General features: G+C 44.7%; 27 protein-coding genes and 1 riboswitch. Of the genes, 23 read left to right on the top strand and 4 right to left on the bottom strand.

Features of this window, described 5'->3' with window-relative positions; genetic code table 11:
* Window positions 1-39: 39 nt before the first annotated feature.
* The 3 genes from ACL9RM_RS15020 (at window position 40) to ACL9RM_RS15030 (ending at window position 3483) form a co-directional block, all read left to right on the top strand.
* Window positions 40-1503: an ABC transporter substrate-binding protein/permease gene (locus tag ACL9RM_RS15020; RefSeq protein ID WP_165176986.1), complete on the top strand. Its 1464-nt coding sequence runs from the start codon at window positions 40-42 to the stop codon at window positions 1501-1503.
* On the top strand, window positions 1490-2212 hold the full coding sequence (locus ACL9RM_RS15025) for an amino acid ABC transporter ATP-binding protein (RefSeq protein WP_061828246.1): 723 nt from the start codon (window positions 1490-1492) through the stop codon (window positions 2210-2212). Before ACL9RM_RS15020 ends, ACL9RM_RS15025 begins: the two co-directional genes overlap by 14 nt.
* A gap of 426 nt (window positions 2213-2638) precedes the next feature.
* Window positions 2639-2808: riboswitch (cyclic di-AMP (ydaO/yuaA leader) on the top strand.
* A gap of 6 nt (window positions 2809-2814) precedes the next feature.
* Window positions 2815-3483, top strand: coding sequence for a 3D domain-containing protein (locus tag ACL9RM_RS15030; RefSeq protein WP_250268489.1), 669 nt, complete (start codon window positions 2815-2817; stop codon window positions 3481-3483).
* Window positions 3484-3680: 197 nt separating this feature from the next.
* On the opposite strand, the gene ACL9RM_RS15035 is transcribed toward ACL9RM_RS15030, so the two are convergent.
* Complete coding sequence (locus ACL9RM_RS15035) at window positions 3681-4487, bottom strand: polysaccharide deacetylase family protein (protein WP_069289669.1); 807 nt, start codon at window positions 4485-4487, stop codon at window positions 3681-3683.
* A 306-nt stretch (window positions 4488-4793) separates the two neighbouring features.
* Here ACL9RM_RS15035 and ACL9RM_RS15040 point away from each other — a divergent pair, with 306 nt between their 5' ends.
* The 11 genes from ACL9RM_RS15040 to mobB all read left to right on the top strand — a co-directional run bounded on the left by ACL9RM_RS15040 (window position 4794) and on the right by mobB (window position 12738).
* Window positions 4794-5816: an NADH:flavin oxidoreductase/NADH oxidase gene (locus tag ACL9RM_RS15040; RefSeq protein ID WP_250268927.1), complete on the top strand. Its 1023-nt coding sequence runs from the start codon at window positions 4794-4796 to the stop codon at window positions 5814-5816.
* Between the two features lie 87 nt (window positions 5817-5903).
* Window positions 5904-6572, top strand: coding sequence for a PspA/IM30 family protein (locus ACL9RM_RS15045; RefSeq protein ID WP_013310486.1), 669 nt, complete (start codon window positions 5904-5906; stop codon window positions 6570-6572).
* A 131-nt stretch (window positions 6573-6703) separates the two neighbouring features.
* On the top strand, window positions 6704-7111 hold the full coding sequence (locus ACL9RM_RS15050; RefSeq protein ID WP_235309699.1) for a DUF350 domain-containing protein: 408 nt from the start codon (window positions 6704-6706) through the stop codon (window positions 7109-7111).
* 24 nt (window positions 7112-7135) lie between these two features.
* Window positions 7136-7642, top strand: coding sequence for a DUF4178 domain-containing protein (locus ACL9RM_RS15055; protein ID WP_250268488.1), 507 nt, complete (start codon window positions 7136-7138; stop codon window positions 7640-7642).
* 13 nt (window positions 7643-7655) lie between these two features.
* Window positions 7656-8411, top strand: a complete 756-nt coding sequence (locus ACL9RM_RS15060) for a DUF4247 domain-containing protein (protein ID WP_250268487.1) — start codon at window positions 7656-7658, stop codon at window positions 8409-8411.
* 219 nt (window positions 8412-8630) lie between these two features.
* The gene (locus tag ACL9RM_RS15065) at window positions 8631-9083 is read left to right on the top strand and encodes an SRPBCC family protein (protein ID WP_250268486.1); all 453 of its coding nucleotides are present in this window, start codon (window positions 8631-8633) and stop codon (window positions 9081-9083) included.
* Between the two features lie 192 nt (window positions 9084-9275).
* Window positions 9276-9989 (top strand): hypothetical protein, encoded by a 714-nt coding sequence (locus ACL9RM_RS15070; RefSeq protein ID WP_250268485.1) that lies wholly within the window; start codon window positions 9276-9278, stop codon window positions 9987-9989.
* Window positions 9940-10488 (top strand): accessory gene regulator ArgB-like protein, encoded by a 549-nt coding sequence (locus ACL9RM_RS15075; RefSeq protein WP_250268484.1) that lies wholly within the window; start codon window positions 9940-9942, stop codon window positions 10486-10488. The genes ACL9RM_RS15070 and ACL9RM_RS15075 overlap by 50 nt, the downstream gene beginning before the upstream one ends.
* Window positions 10461-10592: a hypothetical protein gene (locus ACL9RM_RS15080; protein WP_322160877.1), complete on the top strand. Its 132-nt coding sequence runs from the start codon at window positions 10461-10463 to the stop codon at window positions 10590-10592. The genes ACL9RM_RS15075 and ACL9RM_RS15080 overlap by 28 nt, the downstream gene beginning before the upstream one ends.
* A gap of 323 nt (window positions 10593-10915) precedes the next feature.
* A complete protein-coding gene (gene glp / locus ACL9RM_RS15085) occupies window positions 10916-12193 on the top strand; it encodes a gephyrin-like molybdotransferase Glp (protein WP_250268483.1) in 1278 nt (425 codons plus the stop codon).
* Entirely contained in the window at window positions 12190-12738 is a 549-nt protein-coding gene (gene mobB, locus ACL9RM_RS15090; RefSeq protein ID WP_069289663.1) for a molybdopterin-guanine dinucleotide biosynthesis protein B, read from the top strand. Before glp ends, mobB begins: the two co-directional genes overlap by 4 nt.
* 4 nt (window positions 12739-12742) lie before the next feature.
* On the opposite strand, the gene xerS is transcribed toward mobB, so the two are convergent.
* Window positions 12743-13843 (bottom strand): tyrosine recombinase XerS, encoded by a 1101-nt coding sequence (xerS, locus tag ACL9RM_RS15095; protein WP_069289662.1) that lies wholly within the window; start codon window positions 13841-13843, stop codon window positions 12743-12745.
* Between the two features lie 116 nt (window positions 13844-13959).
* Between xerS and ACL9RM_RS15100 the strand changes: the two genes are divergently transcribed.
* The 5 genes from ACL9RM_RS15100 (at window position 13960) to ACL9RM_RS15120 (ending at window position 20373) form a co-directional block, all read left to right on the top strand.
* Entirely contained in the window at window positions 13960-14469 is a 510-nt protein-coding gene (locus ACL9RM_RS15100) for a GNAT family N-acetyltransferase (RefSeq protein WP_023988942.1), read from the top strand.
* A 186-nt stretch (window positions 14470-14655) separates the two neighbouring features.
* Window positions 14656-14970: an ATP-binding cassette domain-containing protein gene (locus ACL9RM_RS15105; protein WP_061828258.1), complete on the top strand. Its 315-nt coding sequence runs from the start codon at window positions 14656-14658 to the stop codon at window positions 14968-14970.
* A gap of 95 nt (window positions 14971-15065) precedes the next feature.
* Window positions 15066-15344 (top strand): oligopeptide/dipeptide ABC transporter ATP-binding protein, encoded by a 279-nt coding sequence (locus tag ACL9RM_RS15110; protein WP_250268482.1) that lies wholly within the window; start codon window positions 15066-15068, stop codon window positions 15342-15344.
* Between the two features lie 114 nt (window positions 15345-15458).
* The gene (locus tag ACL9RM_RS15115; RefSeq protein ID WP_250268481.1) at window positions 15459-16631 is read left to right on the top strand and encodes a M20 metallopeptidase family protein; all 1173 of its coding nucleotides are present in this window, start codon (window positions 15459-15461) and stop codon (window positions 16629-16631) included.
* A 667-nt stretch (window positions 16632-17298) separates the two neighbouring features.
* Window positions 17299-20373 carry a X2-like carbohydrate binding domain-containing protein gene (locus ACL9RM_RS15120; protein WP_250268480.1) on the top strand — a complete coding sequence of 1025 codons (3075 nt, stop codon included), beginning with the start codon at window positions 17299-17301 and terminating at the stop codon, window positions 20371-20373.
* Between the two features lie 344 nt (window positions 20374-20717).
* Here the strand turns inward: ACL9RM_RS15120 and ACL9RM_RS15125 are convergent, their stop codons facing one another.
* Window positions 20718-21635 (bottom strand): AEC family transporter, encoded by a 918-nt coding sequence (locus ACL9RM_RS15125; RefSeq protein ID WP_053325580.1) that lies wholly within the window; start codon window positions 21633-21635, stop codon window positions 20718-20720.
* A gap of 250 nt (window positions 21636-21885) precedes the next feature.
* Between ACL9RM_RS15125 and ACL9RM_RS15130 the strand changes: the two genes are divergently transcribed.
* Both ACL9RM_RS15130 and ACL9RM_RS15135 read left to right on the top strand, forming a co-directional pair.
* Complete coding sequence (locus ACL9RM_RS15130) at window positions 21886-22860, top strand: copper amine oxidase N-terminal domain-containing protein (RefSeq protein ID WP_250268479.1); 975 nt, start codon at window positions 21886-21888, stop codon at window positions 22858-22860.
* Between the two features lie 240 nt (window positions 22861-23100).
* Window positions 23101-23889, top strand: coding sequence for an SDR family oxidoreductase (locus tag ACL9RM_RS15135; RefSeq protein WP_250268478.1), 789 nt, complete (start codon window positions 23101-23103; stop codon window positions 23887-23889).
* A 79-nt stretch (window positions 23890-23968) separates the two neighbouring features.
* Here the strand turns inward: ACL9RM_RS15135 and ACL9RM_RS15140 are convergent, their stop codons facing one another.
* Window positions 23969-24694, bottom strand: a complete 726-nt coding sequence (locus ACL9RM_RS15140; RefSeq protein ID WP_061828263.1) for a DsbA family oxidoreductase — start codon at window positions 24692-24694, stop codon at window positions 23969-23971.
* 212 nt (window positions 24695-24906) lie between these two features.
* On the opposite strand from ACL9RM_RS15140, the gene ACL9RM_RS15145 reads away from it, so the two are divergent.
* A complete protein-coding gene (locus tag ACL9RM_RS15145; protein ID WP_039273211.1) occupies window positions 24907-25935 on the top strand; it encodes a LacI family DNA-binding transcriptional regulator in 1029 nt (342 codons plus the stop codon).
* A complete protein-coding gene (gene rbsK, locus ACL9RM_RS15150) occupies window positions 25928-26806 on the top strand; it encodes a ribokinase (protein ID WP_250268926.1) in 879 nt (292 codons plus the stop codon). Before ACL9RM_RS15145 ends, rbsK begins: the two co-directional genes overlap by 8 nt.
* Window position 26807: the final 1 nt, after the last annotated feature.

The raw sequence follows: 26807 nt of genomic DNA on the forward strand, positions 1-26807 counted from the left end.
TCTTATTTATTATAAAGAATTTAAGGAGAGAAAAAAAGATTGAAAAAGGCATATCGTTTTACCGCCCTGGTTTTGTCGGCGGTTATCTTGCTGTTGACTGGTCTTCCCATGCTCACTGCATACGGAACGGAAGCAAAGCCACAGAAAAAACTTGTAGTGGGCATGAGTGCCGACTTTCCGCCGTATGAGTTTCATAAAGTCATTAACGGTAAGGATACCATTGTTGGGTTCGATGTGGATATCGCCAAGGAAATCGCCAAAGATTTGGATGCGGAGATGGTCCCTGAGGACATGAGTTTTGACTCCTTGCTGCCTGCTCTGCAAAGTGGCCGCGTAGACTTGGTACTGTCCGGTATGACACCGACGGATGAGCGGAGAAAGAGCATTGATTTTTCAGATGTATATTATCGCTCCAAGCAAGTCATTATGGTACGCCCAGAGGATAAAGACAAATATCCTACGATGGATACTTTGAAAGGCGAGAAGATTGGGGCACAAAAAGGGAGTATTCAGGAAGAAATTGCTCAAAAAGTACCCAATGCCACTGTAACCTCACTGGACAAAATATCTGATCTGGTACTCCAGCTGCGGACCCAGCGTATCAACGCTGTTGTGATCGAAGATACGGTTGCTAAAGGATACACGTTAGATGGTACCGTAACACTTGCCAAGGCCGTGCCTGAGGATGCCGGAGCAGAAACAGCTGTAGGTATACGCAAGGGGAACGCAGAATTGCTTGCCTCTGTAAATAAAACGTTGGCTCGCCTGAAAGCGGACGGGTCGATTGAGAAGTTTTCCACAGAAGCGAGCGCGCTCTCTGCAGATCGACAGGTTTCTTCTAATAACATCGTAGATATTTTTTGGAAATACCGCAGTTTTTACGCTACGGGTATCGGCTACACTCTGTTGCTGTCTGCACTCGGAGTACTGTTTGGATTTATCATTGGTCTGATCGTATCCTTGCTGCGGATGAGTGGTATACGCATCATTGAGTGGTTAGGTACCACTTATGTGGAGATCCTGCGTGGCACACCTATGCTGGTACAACTTATGATCATTCACTACGGAGTTGCTTTGACGCTGGGTGTCAATTTTACCCCACTCCAGTCTGGTATAATCACATTGTCTCTGAATAGTTCAGCATATCTGGCTGAAATTTTCCGGGCAGGTATCCAGGCAGTAGACCGTGGACAGATGGAGGCTGCCCGTTCGTTGGGTATGGGACGCGGTAAAGCTATGCGTCATGTCATTTTGCCGCAAGCGTTTAAATCTATTTTGCCTGCTATCGGTAATGAGTTTATTACGATCATTAAAGAATCATCCATTATTTCGACCATTGGGATGGTGGATATTATGTATCAGGCCCAGGTCATTAAGAACATCACCTACGAAGGATTAAGTCCGTTCGTAATCGCAGCCGCTATTTATTTTGTAATGACATTCAGCTTGTCTAAGCTGCTGGGTTTATGGGAAAGGAAGTTGAGAGCCAGTGATCACCGTTAAACAACTGCGTAAATCGTTCGGTAAGAATGAAATTTTAAAAGGCATTGATATAGATATCGCCAAAGGTGAAGTCGTCGTCATCATCGGCCCCAGTGGTTCGGGGAAGAGTACGTTTTTGCGTTGTATGAATCTGTTGGAACAGCCTACAGACGGAGAGATTTTGTTTGAGGGCGAGCCAATTACAGCTCGTGGCCATAATATTAATGTAACCCGGGAGAAGATGGGGATGGTGTTCCAGCATTTTAATCTGTTCCCGCATAAAACAGTGTTGCAGAACCTGACACTTGCCCCAACACAGGTTAGAAGACAGTCAGGGAAGGAAGCGGAAAAAATTTCGCTAGAACTCTTGCGTACCGTAGGGCTTGAGGATAAGAAGAATACCTATCCGAACCAGCTATCCGGCGGTCAGAAGCAACGTATTGCGATTGCGCGTGCTTTGGCCATGCAGCCGCACGTAATGCTGTTCGATGAGCCAACTTCTGCATTGGACCCTGAAATGGTTGGAGAGGTTCTGGATGTAATGAAGAAGCTCGCCGAAGGCGGCATGACAATGGTAATCGTGACGCATGAAATGGGTTTTGCCCGCGAGGTGGGCGATCGAATTATCTTTATGGATAACGGTCAAATTGTAGAGCAAGGTACACCAGAGCAGGTATTTGGCACTCCAAGCCATGATCGCACCCGTGATTTTCTTGCCAAAGTATTGTAAGGAAGTGCTGATATAATCTATAAAAAAAGCCCTCCGTTTGACGGAGGGCTCAGAGTGTCGAGAAAGTCCAGAGGACTTTTCGACACTTCTATTTTTATATGGGGAGACGCATCTTTTAAAACAAAAATCGATTTAAAACGATCTGAGGACCCTAGTTTTTAGACCACTAAGACAGTTTTAAACCCCCTGCAAAAAAACAGGGGGTTTCTCGACAGCCTGAGCCCTCCGTTTGACGGAGGGCTTTTTTTCTTTTTGTCACCATTTCCCCATACTTTCGTAACAAATATCGATTTCTTGATGACAAAATTGTAATGAGTGTAGTATGATGTTCAAGGTTCCCAACATTTTCATGCGGATAAGGTTACAAAATTGTGATATTATGCAGTAAGCCAAAACTTACCGGGACAGCATGTGGTTATGACAACCGCTGAAGCTGGGCCCAAACTATGGGAAGTGCGGAGGACGTAACAACGGCAGTCATTCCGATACGTCATAAAGACGATGTGGAATATGCCTAGGGGTGAATTGCACAAGCATAGGGCTTCTCCTGAGTCCGAATCCGACAGCTAACTTCGCAGGCATAACAGAGGAGGTACATATCTTTGAAACATCTAAAACATATTGGTAAAACGATGAAATTTGCGGTGCTTGCCGCAGCTATTGCAGGGTTGGCACAGACAGCTGGAGTAGCGGATGCTGCTTCGCTTCACACTGCCAAAGAGGGCGATACCTTCTTTTTGCTTGCTCAACGTTATGGAGTATCGGTAGACGAGCTAACGAAGGCGAACCCAAACATTGCTTCCAACAATATATATGCAGGTCTGCAAATTAAGATACCTGGCGAAAAAAGTGTGAAGGCAGCTTCGGATTCGAAGCCGCAGCTTCTTACGGAGAAAGCACCAGCGAATGAGGGGCCAACGATTGAAGCGTGGGGCAAAACATTCAACTATAGCAAAATAGTTGACGTTAAGGCTTCAGCGTATTCTGCCGCAGCCGACGAGAATGGTAAATGGGGAGCAGTGGACTACTACGGCAATCCGCTTAAACTAGGTACAATTGCGGTAGACCCGAACGTCATTCCGATGGGCACGAAAGTGCTGGTTACAGGCTATTCCCACCCAGGTTTGCCGGATCATTCTTTTGTAGCTGTCGCTCGCGATCAGGGTAGCGCCATTACAGGAAAGCGGATTGATATCTTTATTCCTGGCAACAAATCATTTGTGAACGACTTTGGATTTCAAAATGTGAAGCTGTACGTTATTGATAAATAGCATTGTACGTATATACGGTTTAATTAAACATAATATATATTATGTAAACTTAATACCTGTATCCTACCGCATATAACTAGGTCGGACTCTTATCAGGTCTTATCCATAAAAAAAAGCTGTCTTGACGAGCAGAAAACTTCTGCTGGTAAGACAGCTTTTTTACGTTGCTTTAGCTGTTGCTCAATCATAACATATGGTTATTTCCGTTCCGATGTGTGGAGTAGCCGGGGGACTGTCACAAATTTGTAGCCCTTAGCTTTTAGAGAGTGAATTAGACCCGGCAGAGCTTGGACAGTGCCTTGCAAGTTGGAACTTTGACCTCCACCTGCGTGCATTAAAATAATAGAGCCAGGCCCGGTAGCTGGGATCACATTGCGTTGAATTTGTGTTTTACTTAATCCCTTCCAATCGAGAGAGTCTACATTCCAATTAACAATCATATAGCCATGACGACGTGCCCATTGGATTTGAGGCTCCGTGATTTCACCGTAGGGTGGACGAATCAACTTGGGGCGAAAACCTGCGCTGGCTTGTAAAATACGTTCTGTTTTTGTAATCTGGTTGCGAAAGCGTTCTGGTGTGGCCTTCCTAAAATCCGGATGAGTATAGGAATGGTTTCCTATAGCATGGCCTTCACGGATAATACGGCGTATGATCCCCGGATGCTTTTCCGCACGGTGACCGACGATGAAAAAGGTGGCTTTGATGCCATTAGCGTGTAATACGTCCAAAACCTGCGGCGTATACCTAGAATCGGGCACATCATCAAAGGTTAGGGCAATTTGGCGGGTGTGTGGGCCGCACATTTTAAAAATGTCCGCATGTTTTTTACGCAGCATTGCTAATGTAGGAGTTGCTCGATCTGTGCTCTGATGTACAGAAGAAGCAACAGCTGCTTCCTTGGGATGGGGCGTTCCGGTGTTGGGAGGCGCATCCGCGTGAACGGGTAAACTTGAGAATGCTAGTAACAGTGCCAAGCATGGCAACACTCCCCTGTACGGCATATGTATCCCCCCCTTTCCGTGCAGTGGTACCTAGTGGTGCTCTCGACTATTATGTACCTGTCTTATTAAAAATATGCTGGTAACCAAGTTCGGCTCATAAACGACTGGAAAGAAGCCCACGATGAAACGATTATCAATGAAGATGATGGAGCTAAACGTACATATTCTCTTAAACATGACCGAAAACAGGAGCATTTTCGCAAGTTTTAGCCTTACAACGAATTCGGTATACTGTGACAGCTGGTGTATAATGGGGATGCAATTCATAATTATACAGACATGGAATTGAAGGAAGGATGGATAAAAGTGACCGACTTGTTTACTCCTTATCAATTAAAGGGGCTTTCTTTAAAAAATCGGATTGTCATGCCCCCGATGTGCCAATACAGCGTGGAGGCCAAGGACGGAAATCCAACGGATTGGCATCATGTCCATTATGTGAGCCGGGCAGTAGGAGGCACTGGACTTATTATTGTGGAAATGACAGCGGTCCATCCAGATGGACGTATTACGGATCGTGATTTGGGTATTTGGAGTGACGAACATATTTCTGCATATCGTAAGATTATAGAGGAAGTCCACAAGTATGGTGCCAAGATTGGTATTCAACTAGGCCACGCTGGACGCAAGGCTGAAGATGCTGAGCAACCTGTGGGTCCGTCCACGATTCCTTTTAGCGAACGCTTTAAAAATCCGCACGCCTTAAAGACAGCTGAAGTCAGGGAACTGGTTCAGGCATACAAAGAAGGCGCGCGCCGCGCGGTTGAAGCCGGTTTTGATACGGTTGAGATACATGGCGCTCACGGCTATCTGATTCATCAATTTCATTCGCCTTTAACAAATACCAGAGAAGATGAATATGGGCAGGATTTGTCACTGTTCGGTGTTGAGGTCATACATGCTGTTAAAGAGGTTCTTCCTGCTGATATGCCTGTGCTTATGCGGATATCTGCCAAAGAATACGTCGAGGATGGATATAATGTGGAATACATAACAGGCGTAGGGGAACGATATCGTGATGCAGGTGTGGATATTTTCCATATTTCTTCTGGTGGTGAGGGTCCGATTGGTTCTGGCGGAGGCCCGTCTGCGCGTGCCGGCTATCAGGTGGATTTGGCTCATACCATCCGTGAAAAGCTGAATGTACCTGTGATTGCTGTTGGCTTACTGGATGATTATGAGGACGCCCGCCGGGTTGTTCAGCAGAAAGAAGCTGATCTGGTAGCAATAGGGCGTGCCATGCTGCGTGATCCCTATTGGGCGCTACATGCATCGCGGGAGCTAAAAGTACAGGCCGACATCCCAGAGCCTTACTTGCGCGGTTTTTAGATATTTTTGAAACCCTCTTTGCAAAGCTTGCGTAAACATGTGTACAGAGCTTAAAATTTAAGCATTCAACTCTAGGAGGAACTTCACATGTCTATTTTCAAACGATTAAGAGATCTTACGATGTCCAACATTAACGCCATTATCGACAAGGCAGAAGATCCAATTAAAATGACGGATCAATACATTCGTGATATGCAAGAGGACCTGGAAGATGCAGAGAAAGCGGTAGCCGCTCAAATTGCTATTGAAAAGAGGTTCAAACAGCAATACGAAGAACAGGCTGCTTTGGTAAAGAAACGTGAAGAACAGGCACATACCGCTGCAAAAGCACAAAATGTAGATCTGGCCCGTCGTGCGCTGGAAGAAAAGAAATCTGCTGAACAAAAAATGAACGAGTTCAAAGCTGGTTACGAACAGAACAAAGCTGCAGCCGATAATCTACGTGGCAAGCTGGATGAAATGCGTAGACAGCTGACAGAAATGAAAAACAAGCGCGAAACACTGGTTGCCCGTTATAATGCAGCTAAAGCGCAAACCGAAATTAACAAAGCTATGAACGGTTTTAGCTCTGATACGGCAACTGCCGGATTGAAGCGTATGGAAGAAAAAATGCTGCAAGCAGAAGCACGTGCCGAAGCGAGCAACGAAATGTCCTCTAAGGAAAAATCGTTGGATGAGGAGTTCAAAGAGCTGGATAAGAAAAGCGCCGTGGACGATGAGCTTGCCGCTTTGTTAAAGCAATACGAAAATAAATAAGAACATTTTAGCAATGCCACCAAGTGTGATTGCTCAGGAAGCGAAGGAGAAACGTTTTCTCCTTCGCTTTTCCCTGCCTGGAAGCGTAAAACATTATATGAAGGTCAAGAAGATGTGGAGGATGGTATGAAATGCATTTTTTAGAAACGATGAAAGCAATGCTTGTATGGACTGGTGCGGGGGCTATTTTGATCTTCGTATTAATGTATGTCGACTCTTTATTTACGAAGTATAAGGATTTTGCCGAAGTGAAAGCTGGAAATATGGCCGTAACGGTACGAATGATTATGAAGCTGGTTGCACAAGGCTATATTTTGTCAGGGTCTATCGCTACAGCTAATAATTTGCTCGAAGCGCTTGTGTATTCTGTGATCGCCTTTGTCATCCTGCTTGTTTTGGAAGTTATTGTACGTCTGCTGTTGCGGTACTGGGCTCAGTTTGATCTGGATAAAGGTACACAGGAAGGTAAAATTGGTTTCGGTCTGTTTTCAGGAGCGCTGCATCTGGTTGGCGCCTTGATCATTACAGCATGCTTCTAGGATAAGAAAGGCAGGAATATAACCATGGGTGTGTGGAAACGAATTTCAAATCTATTTGCTAAGCCGGAGCCGCCAAAAACAGAGAAAAGCATGCTTCACTTAAATCCAGGTGATATCTGTGAAGTGTCGCTTGTTACCTATGAAGTGGTAGGTCGTGTACATAATCGTGCCCGGAATGCCGTTGTTTTGACGCTTCAGGATGGTAATCAAGTCAGTTATCTTCATATTGAGGAACGGGAAACACTGCAATTCGGACTATATCAGGCCATCGACGGCAGACTTGACAACCCCGAGGAAGTGCCGACCATTTTAGAGCTGGATGATACAACGTATCATTTGGAGGAGCAGTATTCTGGGCATGTTACCGTCATGGGCCGTGCTCCTTTCCGACAGGGTGGAGAGCAGCATGTTTGGCAGTACCAGTCTGATGATTATCATCTGTTGCGGGTAGAGTGGCAGGACGGTCGCTTTATGCTTTATGAAGGAGAAGAAGTGATTACCGGAGACGTCAAGGTTATTCGGGCAAGCTAGGAGAGGGTTACACATGAGCAAACGCACCTGGCAGTATGCATTAAAGATCATGGTGGCGCTGAGCTTGTTCGTATCCGTGTTAAGCGGCTGCGGCGCGCCAAGTGTAAAAGATACGTATCCGCTGGAATCGGTTAGTGGCAGCGGAAACTCGACCTCGTATGTATACCGGGCAGCTGGCAAGACAGTTCCGGAAGTAGCGGAGGAATTGAAAGAACAGCGTACACCGGAACAAATGTCACCGCAGAGCAATGAGCGGATGTTTCTGGTATATAGCGATGAGTGGTACCATTTGCAGCAAGATCCAGCTAAGAAGGAAGATACACTCATTGAAATTGACAGTAAAAAGTATGTCGAACAAAATTACAGTTCAAGTTTTCTAAAAGGATACTTAACCGCAACTGTGCTGGATGCTCTGTTTGATTCGTTGCGTGGTTCAGGCTCCTATCGGGGCTACTCCAGCAGGGATGTATACCGACCTTCTCAGGGCCAATATCGTGCCCCTACGGTGCAGGAGAAAAAGGCGATTCCGCCGATTACGGTGGAGCGGAAAGGTTCGGTTACCCGTAGAGGAAAGAACTCGGATTCCAGTGTTGGATCAAGCGGAAGTCTGTTCGACAGAGGGCCCAGCAGTTCACCGAGCAGAGGCTCGATTTCACGTGACCGTAGCGACAGCGGCGGTTCCAGCATATTTGATTCGCCGCGTAGATCTTATAGTAAGCCCAAAACACGTAGCGGTTCAGGTAAAATTAGCCGACGAAGTCGACGATGATGGGTATCGTCAATTTATTTGAAAACAAAGACGCGGAACTGTGGTACTGATGCACAGTTCCTTTTTTTATTTTTAGAGATGACGTTGGTGATCATCTAGCGGCACAGCCATCAAGTAGAAGTGGACAGATAAGGGAAAGCAGCCGCAACCTACATCTTTATGGATATAATAATGTAGAGATAATCAAAACTCTGTTTGATTGAAGGGATTGAAAATTAAATGGTACTATCTATTTCTTGGCCAGATCTTTCACAAAGACCATTTAATCTAATGGTGGAACGAAAAATGGAGTGTTCTCCGAATGTCCTGTATCAGGCTTGGACGAAGCAGTTTGACAGTTGGTTTGCAGCCCCAGGATCAGTATTAATGGAGGCTGAAGTGAACACGACCTTCTTTTTCGAAACGCATTTTGAGGGGAAGCGTCATCCACATTACGGAAGATTTCTAAGACTTGAGCAAAACAGACTTATCGAGCTGACTTGGGTTACTGGCGAAGGCGGCACCAAGGGAGCTGAAACAGTGGTCACCGTTGAGCTTAAACCTCGCGGTAATGGCACGCATCTTTACTTAACGCATGCAGGTTTTCCAGATGAGAATTCAAGGAACCAACATGAGCAGGCTTGGCCGCTTGTAATTGAGCAGCTCGACAAAAGGATGATGCCAGATAGATAATTCAGAAGGTTACAGGCTAAAACTGCAACAAGAGGACGATTTTAAAATCGTTCTTTTCATATTTTTTGACGACAAAAATAAATATTTACCTTACATAAATACAAATATTACCAGTTTACTAGATTATTTCATTGCCACATCTATTAGTAAAATATACAATTACAACAGGCGAAATAAGAGGATGGTGTATCTGTGTTATCTGCTTTTTTATATATATTACTTGGTGTATTCGATGCTTTGGCCGCTGTTATTTTGGTCTTAAAGCTTTATATGCTTCCCGTGAGGGAATATCGCACAAAAATATTATTCTATGCAATTGGCATAGCTTTGTTTTCCTTTCTAATGAGGGAAGTTATAGGCTTGCCTAAATTAGATTTGCCGCTTCAGTATTTGTTAATGGTTATCTTTTTTAGATTCGGTTTAGGGGTCAAAACCCATCTAGCAGCTTTTTCTGCTGGTTCTGGTCTAACAGCCTACATTAACCTACAACTTTTTGTATTTCTGTTTGCAAATTTTTTCGGAGTAGCAGAACCAGGTGTTATTAATGATACTTCTGGCTCTTCTATTTACGTTATTCAGTTATCTTCTATTATTATTGCGTACTTTATTTCTTTTGTGATGGGAAAATATAACTTTGGATTCTCGTTTATAATTCAGCCTCCACATGATTTTTTAAGAGCTGAAAATTACTTATCGTCTCTAAATAAGCTGTTGATTCTAGGTGCTCTAATATCAGCTGCCACCATTTTTATTACTTTGTATATGCTCTATAGCTCAAATACCATAGGATTACTATCCATTTCATTGCTTACTTTCGGTTTGTCGTATTTCTTTTCAGAGAGAGGAGATTACGAGGGTGCTAGAAGCGCTATCAAGGTACATCGCAACGGAAATAAAAAAAGCTGATCCTGATGGCCCAACAAGTGTAGAAGTGATGGAGTATGCGCTTGGTATAAAAATTACCGAAGTGTCGTCGATACTAATGGTTGCGGTTATCGCTTGGATGACCGGGCATTTTTTGGGATCGTTATTCGCTCTGGTTACTATCATGTTTATAAGAAGATTTTCAGGAGGGGCACACTTCAGTAATCTTACATTTTGTGTCTGTTTTACAACGGCAATATGTGTAACTATACCCTTCGTCTCTTTAAATTTATCAACAATTTTGATTATTAATGCTTGTTCAATATTAGTGTTTTTAGTTTATGCACCCAATCATTTTATTTATATTCATAAGACCAATAACCACAAATATTATAAAACGGTATGTGTTTTGGTATGCGCAGTGAATTTTTTTATACAGTCCCACATAATATGTTTAGCTTTAGCTATTCAAGCATTCAGCATTCTTCCTTTATGGAAAGGAGGTGAACGAAAATGGATAAGAAATTGGCGAGAGCTTTAAATATAAGACTGGGAAAATACGCTAATGAATCTACCAAAAATGAAAAAACAGTATTTGGTGCTAAACCGATACCGGCTGAGCTTAAGAAAAAAGAAAAGAACTGATGAAGTACCGCGTTTTCAATTTGGGGCATTGCTTTTATACGATCGGGCTAACCGCACAGACTTGCAAGGCAGCTTTTCAGCTATCACGACTTGGTTTTGTGAGATCGAGTCTAACGCATTTGGAGGTACGATTCGAAGAATCTGACTTCACTTGCTCTATGTCTCATAATAAGCTTAAAGCACTTAAAAAGTTATAGAAATGACCCGTAGAATTCACGGGTTATTTTTATTGCCATACATACTTAGACACCCCCCCGATTTGCCAGATAACGGTTTTAGCGTTATAACAGAAAGAGGGCATTTTAGAAGAACGGAGTGAGATTATGAATCATATATCATTAAACGCAGAAAAATTCCAGCGTAAAGCAGTTCAGGTGGAAGAGGCGCAAAGCAGGATAGCTAGCCATGTTAAACAGGGTGAAAGGGAAGACGTAGAGCTGGAGCAGGCGCATGGACGCTATTTGGCGGTGGATTTGACCGCACCACACCCGTATCCCCGTTTTCGTCGCTCAGGTATGGACGGTTATGCGATCCTTGGATCGGACACTGAAGTGTGCTCGTCCGGTCAGGAAATCTGGTTACATGTGATTGATGAAATTCCATGTGGCACCGTATCGGACAAGCGGGTGGAGACTGGAATGGCTGCCCGCATCATGACAGGAGCGCAATTACCTGATGGAGCGGACACGGTTGTCATGCTGGAAGCAACACAGCTGCGTGAGGAAAATGGACAGACATATGTCGGCTTAAAGAAGCGTATGGAGATTGGCAAAAATGTGACACAGATTGGTCATGAGATTCAGGAAGGTCAGCTTTTGCTTAGTAAGGGAACCTGCCTGGGAGCAGGGCACATCTCGGTACTGGCTACGTTTGGAGTACATCAGGTACCTGTTTACAGGAAGCCAAGGGTGGCCGTTTTTTCTACAGGATCGGAATTACTTGCAGTGGATGAGCCGTTACAACCAGGGAAAATTCGAAACAGTAATACATATATGCTGGCTTCTCAAATTAGAGAGGCAGGAGGCGAGCCGTTCATTTTACAAGCCATTCATGATGATTTGAGCCTTGCCCGTACCTCTGTACGTGAAGCCATAGCTGCCTATGATATCGTGGTCACGAGTGGAGGAGTATCGGTGGGGGATTTTGATATTATGGGTGACCTGGTACGACAGGAAGATGTGAATATGCTGTTCAACAAGGTTACGATGCGTCCAGGAAGTGTGACCACAGCCGCAGTGATTGACGGCAAGCTGTTATTTGCGCTTTCAGGCAACCCCGGTGCGTGCTTTGTAGGCTGTGAGCTGTTTGTACGGCCGACGATCCAAATGATGTTATCTTCGGCACATCCATATTTACAAACCTGGACGGCGAAGTTAGGCGCAGATTATACGAAGGTAAACAACTATACACGCTTTGTACGCAGCTCTCTGGAGATACGTGGTGGGCAAGTATACGCGATTCCTGCGCGAGTAGATGAATCCAGTGTCATGGTGACCATTAAGGACAGCGACTGTCTGATCGTAATTCCTCCTACAACAGAAGGATTACGCGAAGGTGAAGAGGTGCGAGTACTGGTATTACAAGGTGGACAGGTAACGTGAATACGAAACATCCATTTGTATGTCAAATCGTCGGATTCAAAAATACGGGGAAAACGACCTTTCTCGGAGGGTTGATTCGTTATGTGCAGAAGTCAGGTCTACGCGTAGCAGTGATCAAGCATGATGGACATGAATTTGAAATGGATCATGAGGGTACAGATACGTACAAGCACCGACAGGCGGGTGCTGAAGGCGTAGCTATTGTTTCGGCTGGAAGAACAGCCATTTTAGAGGAGCATAGTCAGCCTGTCACCAGTCTGATCTGGCATTTTCAGGCCTATGATTGTGTGTTGCTGGAAGGCTTCAAGCAGGAGGATTATCCAAAGCTGGTCATGGTGCGGGAACAATCGGATGCTCAGCTTACCGATAAGCTGACAAATGTGCAGGGGATAGCGGTTTGGGAGCATCAAATGGATTGGGCTCAAGGTCACTACTCAGATGAAATGATACAGATATTTCCTGCCGAGGCCAACGGACCCGCAGGCCGCTGGCTACTCGAACAGATTCAAAAGCAGATAGAAGGAATGAGGAATAAGCAGGGGTGAGACATCAATCGGCTGAGTCGGTTAGAGTCTCTACCCGCCGTTCGATCGCCTGGGACATGGTTTTGTCAGTCAGGTGGGCATACACTTCTGTTGTTTCTGTCGAAGCGTGCCCCAGTTGTTCCTTTGTTTTGTAAATATCATTTTGTAAATAATAATCAGTAGCAAAGGAATGACGAAGCTTATGCACGGTAAGGTAAGGCTTGCCGAAACGCTTGGCGTACTTGATGATCATTGCCTGAATCGCTCTTTTGGTCATCCGTTTGCCTTCTGTACTGCCGTTAGGACGTGCGACAAAGAGAGCTTTTTCTTTTTTGGGGGCGCGGTAACGGGTATGTCTCAGGGACAAATAAAGTATGAGATCATCTTTGGATTGCTCGCGGAAATACACCGGCGTTTTAAAGGTTTCGTCGTTATTGCCTTTGCGGTACACATATAATAATTTATTGTTTATGTCTAAATCATCTAGATTCAGATTGACGATTTCAGATACGCGCAGGCCTGAGTTCAAAATGAGGCTGGCGATGCAGGCATCCCGTTCCTTATTTAGTTCATAGGAGTATAACGCCTGCTTGTTATCGGCCAAATCCTGACCATAGCCTTCATAAATATAACCGATGAATTCAAGCAGTTCTTCCTCTTCCAGTATTTTACCTTTAAGCTTGGCCGCCGTATCCTTGGGTTTATGTATGCGCTTGATTTCGACCTTGGCCATAATGTTGCGTTTGAGCAATGGATAAAAATTTTCATCCTCAGCGATCTGACTCAAATAATGAAAAAGCGAACGCAGGGACGATAGCTTACGTGAAATGGTAATACGGGAGTTGGAGCCTTCGCGCTTAGTAGACAGGAATAATCGAAAGCCTGTAATACTGTCCATATGAAGTGTCTCCAATTCTTCCAGTGTAACTTGGGCATTTGTTTCTCCAGTAGACAAGCCTTCCGAGCGAAGCCATGAAAAGAAAGCTTCGTAATCCCGCACATATTCTAGTAATGTGGAAGGGGACAGGTCGGGCAGCTTGTAATCCATAAATTGTTGCACGTACCATGGTAATCCCGGCATTTTTTCATCTAGTTTGCGCCGGTCGATGATCTTTTGTATATTCATTGGGTTCCACCTCGTCCGGTCATAATATATATGTATTTTAGCATATTTTGCACAGCACTGGATGGGATGTAATTCGAAGTTAAAGAACAGATGGAACCGCCAAGAGAGGTGAAAGTATGGGGTATAATATCAAATCGGAACTGAAGCTGTCTATTAAGAGTGTACCGGAGTCGCAAAAGGACATTATTGTACAGCTCATGCAATTTTATTTATACGATTTTACAGCCTATCTTCGAATTGATGTCACTGAGAAGGGTACATTCCCGGCTTATCCAGACTTGTATCAATATTGGACGAGTGGTGAACAGAAGCTGCCTTTTCTGATTTGGAGACAGGATATTCCTGTGGGCTTTGCACTCGTTGACCGAATGTCCAGCAATCGAGAAGCTGACTACTACATGGCTGAGTTCTTTGTACTTCGTCCTTATCGGCATAATGGGGTTGGGACTTGGGCGGCTCATGAGCTGTTTGGACGTTTTAACGGACGTTGGAAGGTGACCCAAATGAGCACCAATAGGCCGGCACAATCCTTTTGGCGTAAGGTGATTGGAAGTTATACGAAAGGCGAGTACAGGGAACAGACACATCCGGTAAGAGGGAATATAAGTCAGTTTTTCAATACCTGAAAAATTCGAAATAGAAAGTCAGTAATGAAAAAGAGTCGGGGAGAGTATCCTGTCGGCTCTTTTTTGTTGTCAATTCAAGTCTTCTAAGAGACCAGTTGGACCCGAAAAGAAATGCAAATTAGCATCAAAAAGCCTATTCTTAAATGCTATAGAAGGAGGGAGTCCGTTTGTCATCATTGCTGTAGATTGAACATTTATACGGTCGAATTTCACACTAAAAAAGGTTTACTGCAAGCACTCGACAACGTATCACTAACGATCAGGACGGGAGAAATGGTCTGCCCCAACGGTGAATCCGGCAGCGGAAAAACGATTACCCCCAAGTCGATTATGCGGCTAACCGATTATGAAAACGGACGAATTGCCCAAGGAGAAATACGGTTGCAGTACATAGATTTGACCGTTTTGTCGCAGCAGGAATTAAGCTCACTTCGCGGCAAAAAGATGGCGATGGTATTTCAGGAGCCGATGTCGGCGTTTGATCCGGTGATGTGGTCCTGATCTGCTATGGTTCGCGGTTTCCGCATGAGTTTTCGGGAGGACGCGCCAACGAATCGGGATAGCCCGTGCCATTGCTCTGTATAGGGGTTATGTACTTGGGGGAACTTGTAGAATTGCTCCAAGTGACGAGTTGTTTCAGGCATCCTGCCCATCCGTATACCCGAGGGCTTGTTGCCTCGATACCTAATCCAAATCCGAAAAACCGCCGGGAGCTAATTACGATACAAGGTGAGATTCCTTCGCCTGCGAAGTCTCCATCCGGCTGTCGTTTTCATACCCGCTGTCCACTAGCGACCTCGCGTTGCCGTGAGGAAGTACCTGAACTGACAGCGATTAGCACAGGACATTATGCCGCTTGTCATTACCCGTCCTAGGTTCAAGACACCCCTTTGATCTACTATCGGCATGATAAGAGAACTACATTCTATAGGCCGTTCATGGTAAGATAAGGATAGAAGTATATAAATTCAATAGGAAAAGAGGGTATTATGCTAGAAAAATGGGTTCAGGAATTAAAAGATGGTGAACAAGAGCTGATTGCATGGAGAAGACATCTACATCAACATCCCGAGCTTTCTTTTGAAGAAACGAATACGTCTGCATTTATCGCCGATCAATTGCGCTCTTTTGGCATTGAGGTAAGAACGAATGTGGGTGGAAACGGTGTGCTCGGGTTTTTAGAAGGCGGTCAGCCAGGTAGAACGATTGCATTTCGTGCTGATTTTGATGCGCTTCCCATTCAGGATGAAAAGGATGTGCCTTATAAATCGACCGTTCCGGGTGTTATGCATGCCTGCGGACATGATGGTCACACGGCTGCGTTACTTGGAGTGGCACGCGTATTGAGCCATAACCGTGAGGCGTTGAAGGGAAAGCTTGTGTTTATTTTTCAACATGCGGAAGAAAAACCGCCTGGTGGAGCCAAGTTTATGATTGAGGATGGCTGTCTGGATGGGGTAGAGGCGGTATACGGTATTCACCTCGCATCTGAAATTCCGCTTGGTAAAATTGGATTAAAGAGTGGGCCTGCGATGGCGGCTGTCGACGCGTTTACGATCCAGATCAACGGTAAAGGCGGGCATGGCGCACGACCGCATCAGACGGTGGACTCTATTGTTATCGGCAGTCAAATTGTGAACGGGTTGCAGCAGGTGGTTAGTCGCAGGGTGGACCCTATTGAATCAGCAGTGTTAACGATTGGGGTATTTCAAGCTGGAACTGCCTTTAATGTGATTGCAGATAAGGCCAAAATTGAAGGGACTGTACGTACGTTTAATAAGGAAGTGCGTAAGGAAGTCGAGAATGAAATTCGCAGTATCGTCAAGGGGTTGACTGAGGCTTATCATGCCGGATACGAAATTGACTATCTGAATGGCTATCCTTCTTTGGTGAATGCAGAAGCCGAAACGGAACGTGTACGCGAGCTCATCGGCAGACTGTATGGAGCAGACGCCTTTTTGGATTTGAAGCCGGTCATGGGAGCAGAGGATTTTGCTTATTATTTGGAGCAGCGACCGGGAGCTTTCATTCATGTGGGTGCCCGTAATGAGGATGAACGAACGCATTTTGCTCATCACCATCCTCACTTTGATTTTGATGAGCGGGCATTGCTCGTCTCAGGACATATTTTTTTAGCTCTGGCGCTTGAATACTTGCAATAATATGCATATGTTTATGACTGACGACAGTATTAACGGAAGCAATGTAAGCTGGAACCGCGCATAGCGCGGTCAGGCTGTCGAGAAACCCCCTGTTTTTTTGCAGGGGGTTTAAAACTGTCTTAGTGGTCTAAAAACTAGGGTCCTCAGATCGTTTTAAATCGATTTTTGTTTTAAAAGATGCGTCTCCCCATATAAAAATAGAAGTGTCGAAAAGTCCTCTGGACTTTCTCGACACTCTGACCGCGCATAGCGCGGTTTTTTGTTGTAAATCAAAGTATTTTGACATCCATAAAGAATGAAAATGAAGTAATTAATTCATTATATGAAAAATTCATAATAGAATTAAATAAAGGATGTTAACTCTGAAGGAAGTCCAAACCTCATATTATAAGCTGAGGAGCAGGAGATAATATTGCATTATCTTGATTTTTCGCACAAGGAAATGAGAAAAAGATGACGAATCTATTGAGCAAGACACCAATGTAAGCGCTAACAAAACGAGTATCGCACCGTATATATTGGTTGAATGGGGGTGAGCCTGAGAAAACATTTGTCAGATTTGTGAGAGGCAACGATAACGATAGGAACGTATTCAGAATCGGCTGATTACTTTGATTTCAAAATGACTCGCATATTCAAATGATATTGAAGAAGGAGGTTGAATTCATTGACTAAGGCAAAAAACAGGTTGAGAATTGCTTGTTTGGCGCTTGTGGTAGCGGGTGCTTCCTGGACAGGAATGATAGCACCGGCTCATGCTGCTCCAAGTGACGATTACAGTTGGAAAAGTGTCGTTACGGGTGGAGGTGGTGGTTTTGTACCTGGCATTATTTTTAATGAAACGGAAAAAGACCTAATCTATGCCCGTACAGATATTGGAGGAGCTTACCGCTGGAATGCTGCCAATGAGAGCTGGATTCCGCTGACGGATTCTGTGGGCTGGGAGGATTGGAACAAAAATGGTGTCGATGCACTGGCGACCGATCCTATTGATCCGAATCGTGTATATATAGCTACAGGTACGTATACTAATTCATGGGATAAACAAAACGGGCAGATTATGCGTTCCACCGACAGGGGCAATACGTGGCAGACAACCAAGCTTCCTTTTAAGGTGGGGGGCAATATGCCGGGGCGTTCAATGGGTGAACGTCTGACGATTGATCCAAATAAGAATAATATTTTGTTCTTTGGAGCTCGAAGTGGTAATGGACTATGGAAAAGCTCTGACTTCGGAGCAACTTGGAGCAAGGTTAGCAGTTTCCCGAATCCAGGGACGTATGTACAGGACCCTTCCAATGAATATACCAGCGACATTGTCGGTTTGGCCTGGATTACCTTTGATAAAAAAACAGGCTCTTCCAGTAAAGCAACGCAGACGATCTATGTAGGTGTTGCAGATAAAAAGCAAAGTGTCTATCGCAGTACAGATGGCGGGACAACCTGGTCTGCTATAGCGGGACAGCCTACGGGCTATTTGCCACATCACGGCGTTTTATCAGCGGACGGCAACTTGTATATTTCTTATAGCGATGGAGCTGGTCCATATGACGGAACAAAGGGTGAACTGTGGAAATTGAATACAGCAAGCGGGCAGTGGACTAACATTAGCCCTATTGGTAGCAGCAGCGCGGACAATCATTTTGGATATGGTGGACTGACGGTGGATGCCCAGAAGCCAGGTACACTTATGGTTGCTACCTTGAATGCCTGGTGGCCGGATGAAACGATTTACCGCAGCACGGATAGTGGGGCAACCTGGAGTCCTATTTGGGAGTTCGATGGTTATCCGTCTCGCAAGCTGAAATACAATCTGGATATAAGCGGTGCGCCTTGGCTGACTTTCAATGCCAATCCTGCTCCACCGGAAGTATCGCCCAAGCTAGGGTGGATGATCGGAGATCTGGAGATAGATCCGTTTAATTCAGACCATATACTGTACGGCACGGGAGCTACGATTTATGGCTCTAAAAATCTGACCAATTGGGATAAAGGTGGAAAACTGGATATTTCGGTAGCCGCTAAAGGGGTAGAGGAAACAGCGATTTTGGATTTGGTGAGCCCTCCAGTTGGCGCGCCTTTGGTGAGCGCAGTAGGTGATGTCTCTGGATTCAGGCATGACGATCTGTTCAAGGCTCCAGCTAAAATGCTGGATAATCCGACCTTTACAAGCAGCGAAAGCATCGATTATGCCGAGCTGAATCCTTCTTTTATGGCCCGGGTAGGTAAAGCGGATTATAAAAAAGATCCAAATGCCAAATCCATCGGTTTTTCCAATGATGGCGGAGCCAACTGGTATAAGGCAAATAGCGAGCCTTCCGGTACAGCAGGAGGAGGCAGCATCGCCGTAGCGGCAGATGGGAATGGCTTGCTGTGGAGTACATCGGACAAAGGTGTGTTCTACTCCAAAACTGGCGGCAACGCATGGACAGCAAGCACAGGGATTCCAGCGAATGCAAAGATCGTCTCTGATCGAGTAAACCCTAATAAATATTACGCATTTGCCTCCGGGAAAATATATGTGAGCACCAATGGAGGCGTATCCTTTACGCCATCAGCGGTAACTGGCTTACCGACAGCAGGCAATGCTGATATTGATGCTGTACGAGGAGCAGAAGGAGATGTATGGTTCGCTGGAGGCTCCGAGGATGGAGGACCATATGGCTTATGGCATTCCAAAGATTCTGGCGCTACGTTCACCAAGCTCTCTAATGTGCAGGAAGCGGATTTTGTAGGCTTTGGTAAGGCAGCGCCGAACCGTACGAATGCAGCGGTATTTATCGTTGGTAAAATTGATGGTACACGTGGATTTTACCGTTCGGACGATGCTGGCGCAAACTGGGCGCGCATTAATGATGACAAGCATCAATATGCTCGAGTGACCAAAATTATTGGGGACCCTCGGGTTTACGGACGTGCTTATCTGGGAACGAATGGCCGCGGCATTCTGGTGGCAGATCGTGTGGGTGGTGGTGATCAGCCATCTACCGGGCAAGCAAGTATTACACCAACGACTGCAACCTATGGAGTAGATAACAGCAATACCGATATTACTGTCAAGCTTACACTTAACGGTAATACGCTAGAAGCGATCAAGCAGGGGAGCGTGGTGCTGAACAAGGGTGAAGATTATACGGTTAGTGAAGAAACGGTCGTTCTTACTAACAAGTATTTATCGAAACTTCCTAAAGGAGAGATAACGCTCAACTTCCATTTTAGTACAGGCACTGATGCGTTGTTTACGATTATGGTGAAAGGGGATACGCCAAGTGAGCCGGGAACAGGCGAGGGCGTTCTGAAGGTGCAAGCCTTCAATGGGAATGTATCCGACACAAGCAATACAATCAGTTCCAAGTTTAAAATAACTAATACGGGAACCTCATCAATTTCCCTAGCAGACGTGACATTGCGTTATTATTACACCATTAACGGGGAGAAAGCACAAAATTTCTTCACGGATTGGTCGAGCGTCGGTACAGGGAATGTGATTGCTAGCTTCAAAACATTATCCAATGCGAAGCCAGGAGCAGATTCTTATGCAGAAATCGGGTTTAACTCGGCTGCGGGTTCTTTAGAGCCCGGTCAAAGTGTGGAGTTGCAAACCCGGATATCCAAAGAGGACTGGAGCAGTTACACACAAACCGATGATTATTCATTTAATCCCACAGCAAACAGTTTACAAGATTCTGCTAAAATAACCGCTTACCTGTCTGGAAGCAAGCAATGGGGAATTGAGCCCTAAACCTTAATAAGGATAATCCTAAGTCAGCCACTCTAATGAGTGAGCTGGCTTTATTTTTGATGACCTTGTTGTCCCGCATTCTTTTTTGGGAAAAAGCAACGGCAAATTGAAAACAGGCAGATAATAGAGATTCAAATTAAATAGTATAATTATTTCACTATATGAAAAATTCATAATAGAAAAAAACTCTTTCTCGCATACGATATCCACAAAACAAACACACCACTGTAAGTAGAAAAAGGAAATACTAAATGGGAATATATGTTCTTTTATCTTGAAAAGGAAACGCTCCTGTCCTTAGACCAAAAGCGTCTCTAATCCATTTTTTATATTGATCATACACCTCAAACAAGATGCCGGGATACTGAAATTAACAGGGTCATCGTAATGACATTCACAATCGTGGAAAGTAATACTGTTTGTGCGGCAAAATCGGGTTCATTTTTATATTCTTCCGCCAAAATACTGGTATTAACACCGGTAGGCATACCCGATGCAATGAGCAAGGCTTGAGCGGGAATCCCCTTAAGACCAAGCAGCAAGACGAGCATAAAACCGACCATTGGACCAGCAATCAGGCGTAGTACCATACTGATGTACACGGCTGTCCGGCGTAAACGAAAGGGATATTGCACAATTTGTGCTCCCAAAGTAAGCAGAGCCACGGCAACCATCGACTGACTAATATAATTCAAAGGTTCAGCCAGTAAATTAGGCAATGGACTATGCAGCAGATTTAGGAGCAAACCTAGCGCAAGCGCATAGGGAACAGGCATTTTTAAAAAATTAATTAATATTTTTCGAGTATTGGCCTTGCCGTTTTGCACAACAAAAGTGCCGTATGTAAATGTGACAAAGCTTTGAAAGGTCATAATCAGAGCTTGAACGGAAATGGCCAAAGGGTCACCTTTGAACACCAACTGATTGATTGGCAGACCATAATTTCCTGAATTATCTAGCATTACACTATTTGTAAAAGCTCCACGCATTCCGGGACTGTATTTCAGAGATCTGGCGACGGTAGTGCTGATTACGTACAGAATAGCTATGTACAAGGCATAAAAAAGTGAAACCTCACCCATGAGCATTAAAGAAATTTCCGAGTTATAAAGACCCGTAAACACAACTGCGGGGGTGATATAGTAAAAATTGATTTTAGCTAAGGTATACAAATCCAGTCGAAAATAATATTGCATGATACAACCAAAACCGATAAGTACAAAAATAGGTAAAACAACGTCCAAAAGAATGGTGCCGAACATATCTGTTTCATCTTCTTTCTATTATGCGAATGTAAAGGCTGATACTTAAAAATGCATGTGTAATTCTCATTATACTGTGTAAATAGGTTAGGCGTATAACAAAATTTTATAGTATGTTGGCAATCTGGACTGCAGTTATAGTGGTGTTTCACACATTATGTAAAAAAAGATAAAAAATCAGCTTAGAGAAGCCGTTAATACATCTAGGGACATTTGAGCCCGGTCTTTTACTATAAGGAGGAATCGCATCATGAGAAACACTTGGACAGCTTTACTAGCGTGTATACTGGTCTTGGGATTGGCAGCGGGAACCGCTGAGGCCAAGCAGGGACGCGGAAATGATCAGGAGAGCAAACAGGAAGCAAAGACGTCTGTTAAAGACGGGAATGAAAAGAGCGGGGAAGAGCTAATCAATCCCCATGACTCAGACAATGATCAGTCCAAAAAACAAAAGGACAAAGCATCCGATAAAAAGGATGAAAACAGTAAAAAAGAAAAACACGCAGAAATCAGAAAAACCGAACCTGTTGCAGTAACGGATGATACGTACGAGGAGTCCAAAGGCCATAATGGTCACAAGGGACGCAACGGTTACAAGGGTCTGCTTCACGCGGTAGAAAATACGAAGGATAAGCCGGCAGGAGCGGTTATTGCGAATCTGCTGCTTACGAAATACCCGGACCGTTTGACTCCAGAGCAGGTTGCTGAACTTGAATTGATTCGGAATTCTGGTAAAGCACTGACTGAGGCAGCTGAGCTACTGGCTGAAAATGGAAATGTGACAGATGCCGTATACATGCAGGAGGAGGCGGTACTGGCTAATGTGTCCGACCTGGACAGCTACAAAAAGCTCGGTGAATTCTCGAAGAAGGCCGGACGGCCGTCGGGTATGAAGCTGTTCGTGAATGGTGAAGAATACGATGCCAAACCGATTAACCGCAATGGGACCACACTTGTTCCGTTTAGAACAGCTTCCGAAGCTTTGGATGCAAAGGTTTCCTGGGATCCGAAAGAAAAGGCTGTTACAGTCACCCGTAACGGCGTGTCCGTCAAATTATTTGTTAACAGTCCGAAAGCATATATTAACGGTCAGCCGTATTCTATCGAGCAGCCAGCATCCATAGTGGATGGGACGACAATGGTACCTGTAAGGGTAATCGGAGAGGCCTTGGGGACAAATGTTAAATGGGAGCCTGAGAGCCAGTCCGTTGTTGTATACGAGTAGCCAACAACAACAACTACTACATCAACATCATAACGTGTTGTAAACAAACAAAATTTTGTGAACAAAAAGGGCCCCTGACTAAATGTCAGGCCTTTTTGTTTTACCTTGCAATTAATGATTTCGTATTCTTTTTAATGGTGAGAAGATAGATAGCCTTCATGATACTACCAAGCTATTCGCATTATGTGTTGGTCATGTGTACAATTAAATAGAGAACACTGAGAAAAGGGAGTGTCATAGATGGATTTAGGATTAACGGGAAAAATAGCCTTTATTGCAGGTTCCAGTAAAGGACTCGGCAAGGCAAGCGCACGGGAGCTGGCACGCGAGGGTGCGAATGTCGTCATTTCAGGACGGAACGAAGCAGAGCTTCAGCGGACGCAGGCGGAATTACTGGAAACAGCGAGTGGCCGCGTTGAATATGTAGTTTGCGATGTAACAAAACCAGAACATATCTCCCAGGCCATCCGCCGTACAGCTGACTTGTTTGGCACCGTTGATATTTTGGTTAACAATGCGGGTGGGCCTCCTGCCGGTACCTTTGATGATTTTACAGATGAAGTGTGGATGCAGGCCTTTGAACAAAATTTACTTAGTCATATCCGGTTGATCCGTGAGGTGTTACCTTATATGAAAAAACAACAAAACGGTAGGATTTTAAATATTGCTTCTTCCTCAGTTAAACAGCCAATTCCGGGGTTAATCATTTCAAATACGCTACGTACGGGAGTCGCTGGATTAGCGAAAACATTGTCTCTGGAATTAGCTCCTCATAATATACTGGTACATACTGTAGCACCGGGGAGAATTGCAACCGATCGCGTGCGTAGCTTGGACGAGCATCGAGCTGAGAAAACCCAGCAAACGACGGATCAGGTTCGTAAACAAGCAGAAGAGGGCATTCCATTGGGGCGGTATGGAGAGCCTGAAGAGTTCGGTAAAGTTGTTGCTTTTCTGGCGTCCTCAGCTTCATCCTATTTGACAGGGAGCACCATCCTCGTGGATGGCGGAATGATTAAATCGTTATAAAATAAAGATGCGTGCCAGCCTCAGGTTTAATTGGGTGCTGGCACGCTTTTTTAAAATTTATTTAGGGAATAGATAATCTTCATTCACGACCTGGAAGCTCACAACCCTCATCGCTACATATACCACCTGCATCTTGTTTGGACGAGCTGCCGCTTATCATGGTGAAAGGTGAGCGTTCATCCCATGCTTTTTGAAGCGCATCATGAAATACTTCCTCCGGCTGGGCACCAGAAACAGCAAATTTTCGATCAAATACAAAGAATGGCACACCCTGAACACCTAACACAGCGCCTTCGGATTCATCAGCTCTAACTTCGTCGGTAAAACGATCACTGGCTAATATAGCAGCCGCTTCCTTTTGATCCAAACCAACCTCAGTAGCCAGCGCTACCAGCACTTCATGATCCCCTGTATGCTTGCCTTCGATGAATACAGCCTGGAATAAACGCTCGCTCAGCTCCAGCATTTTGCCTTGTGTTTGAGCCCAAAGTGTTAAGCGGTGAGCATCAAGAGAGTTCGTCGGCACCATGGCATGAATATTATAATCAAGACCCGCAGAGCGTGCGTTTTCGTTCATTCGATCATTCATAGCCTGAGCCTCTTGCAGACTGACCCCATATTTAGCGGATAGTTCTTCATTGATCGTTTTACCGCTATCTCTCACAGCATCCGGGTTCAATTCGAAACTCTTGAATGTCAATTGCACCTCATTGCGATGTGGAAATTGCTGTAATACTTGCTCCAAACGGCGTTTGCCAATATAACAGAATGGGCACATATAATCAGACCATACTTCAATATTCATCAGGAAAAAGCCTCCATGTATACGTATTTTATTGAGTAACCGGGAGAGGTGCTCCCCACTTTAGAATGTGCATAAAGGTGGAACTTCATTAGTTACAATAAGAATTATAAAGCTAAAGCATTCAACGTGCAAATAATTAATGCTTGTCAAAAAATTAATGCTATGATATTTTATATGTGTAACCGGTTACACATTGGAGTTGAACCTACACTATGACAACAATTAAAGAAGTCGCCAGCTTTGCAGGTGTTTCCGTAGCGACCGTATCCAGAGTTATTAATGAAACTGGATATGTACATGAGGATACACGGCGAAAGGTTGAGGCTGCTGTGAAGAAGTTAAATTACAAGCCCAATGAAGTTGCACGTTCTCTGTATAAAAAGAAATCCAGATTAATCGGCCTGCTGCTGCCGGATATTACGAACCCTTACTTCCCCTTGTTAGCTCGTGGGGTGGAGGATCGAATGCAGGAAAATGATTTTCGGATTATTTTCGGTAATAGTGATGAAGATCGCCAAAAAGAATTGGATTACATGGATACTTTTGTTCAAAATAATGTCGTTGGTGTTATTTCTTCTACCAATGATCCCGATGCCGACTGTTACGCCAAACTGAAGATCCCGGTCGTTTTTCTCGATCGAACTTCCAGTGACAGTCTCTCCGTATATGCGGATGGAGCCCATGGCGGTTGCTTGGCTGCTCAAGAAATGGTTGCCCGCGGCAGCAAACAAATTACAGTCATGCAGGGCCCTGCACATATTCGTCCAGCACAAGACCGTTTTCGCGGGGCGGTTGAAGAGCTTCAGCAATCCGGAATTGCTTACCATGTGGTCGAGACAACTTCCTTTTCATTCAAGGAGGCCGAGTCGTGGGCCAAAGAGCTGTTTAGCAAGTACCCGGATACGGACGGAGTTATCGCAAGTAACGATATCGTGGCTACAGCGGTGATGCATGAGGCACATAGATTAGGAAAGAAAATCCCAGATGATGTTCAAATTATCGGGTTTGATGATATACCATTAAGCAGTTTGTTATTCCCGCCTTTGTCAACGATCCGACAACCTGCTTATGAAATGGGCTGGGAAGCAGCAGGACTACTCATTCAGTTGATTGAGCAGTCGCAAGTAACGAAGTCAAGCGTACCTAATCTTCATTCGAAAGTACTTACCTATTCAAGCATACAATTGCCCGTCAAATTTATAGAACGGGAAACGACGAGAAAGGTGGATTATGATGGCTAAAATTTCGATTATCGGAAGCAGTTCTATGGATCTCGTAGTTACTTCGTCCAAACGTCCCGGTGCTGGTGAAACGGTATTGGGTGAAAGCTTTACAACCGTACCTGGAGGTAAAGGAGCCAATCAGGCAGTAGCCGCAGCACGACTCGGAGCAGACGTTACGATGATTGGACGTGTAGGAGATGACCATTTTGGAGAACAGATTTTACGAAATTTTGAAGAAAATCATGTTCATACTGGTTATGTGAAACCGGTTACACATATGGAAAGCGGTACAGCGCATATTGTACTCGCTGAAGGTGATAACAGTATTGTCGTGGTAAAAGCAGCAAATAATGAAGTGACACCCGCCTATGTGGAAGAAGCGCTTGACGTCATCCGAAGTTCGGATATTGTGCTAATTCAACAGGAAATACCGTCGGAAACGGTTGTTTATGTAAGCGGAATTTGTGCGAAGTACCAGGTACCCTTGTTGCTGAATCCAGCCCCGGCTCGTGAAGTGGAAGAAAGCGTAATTGCGAATGCGACCTACATTACGCCAAACGAGCATGAAGCTGCCATTATGTTTAAGGATATGAGCCTGCAAGAAGCGTTGCGTAAATATCCCAACAAGCTGTTTGTGACTGAGGGCAGCAATGGTGTACGATTTTTCGACGGGGAACAGGAAGTCGTGGTTCCTACTTATAAAGTAGAAGCCGTTGATACAACAGGTGCAGGAGATACGTTTAACGCTGCTTTTGCAGTGGCACTGGCCGAAGGAAAATCGCTGGCCGACAGTGTGAAATTTGCTAATCGTGCTGCGTCATTGTCCGTAACCAAATTTGGAGCCCAAGGTGGAATGCCAACCCGTCGTGAAGTGGAGGAGCAATTATAAT

It is taken from the genome of Paenibacillus sp. S29 (genome assembly GCF_049319765.1).
Lineage (GTDB): Bacteria > Bacillota > Bacilli > Paenibacillales > Paenibacillaceae > Paenibacillus > Paenibacillus polymyxa_B.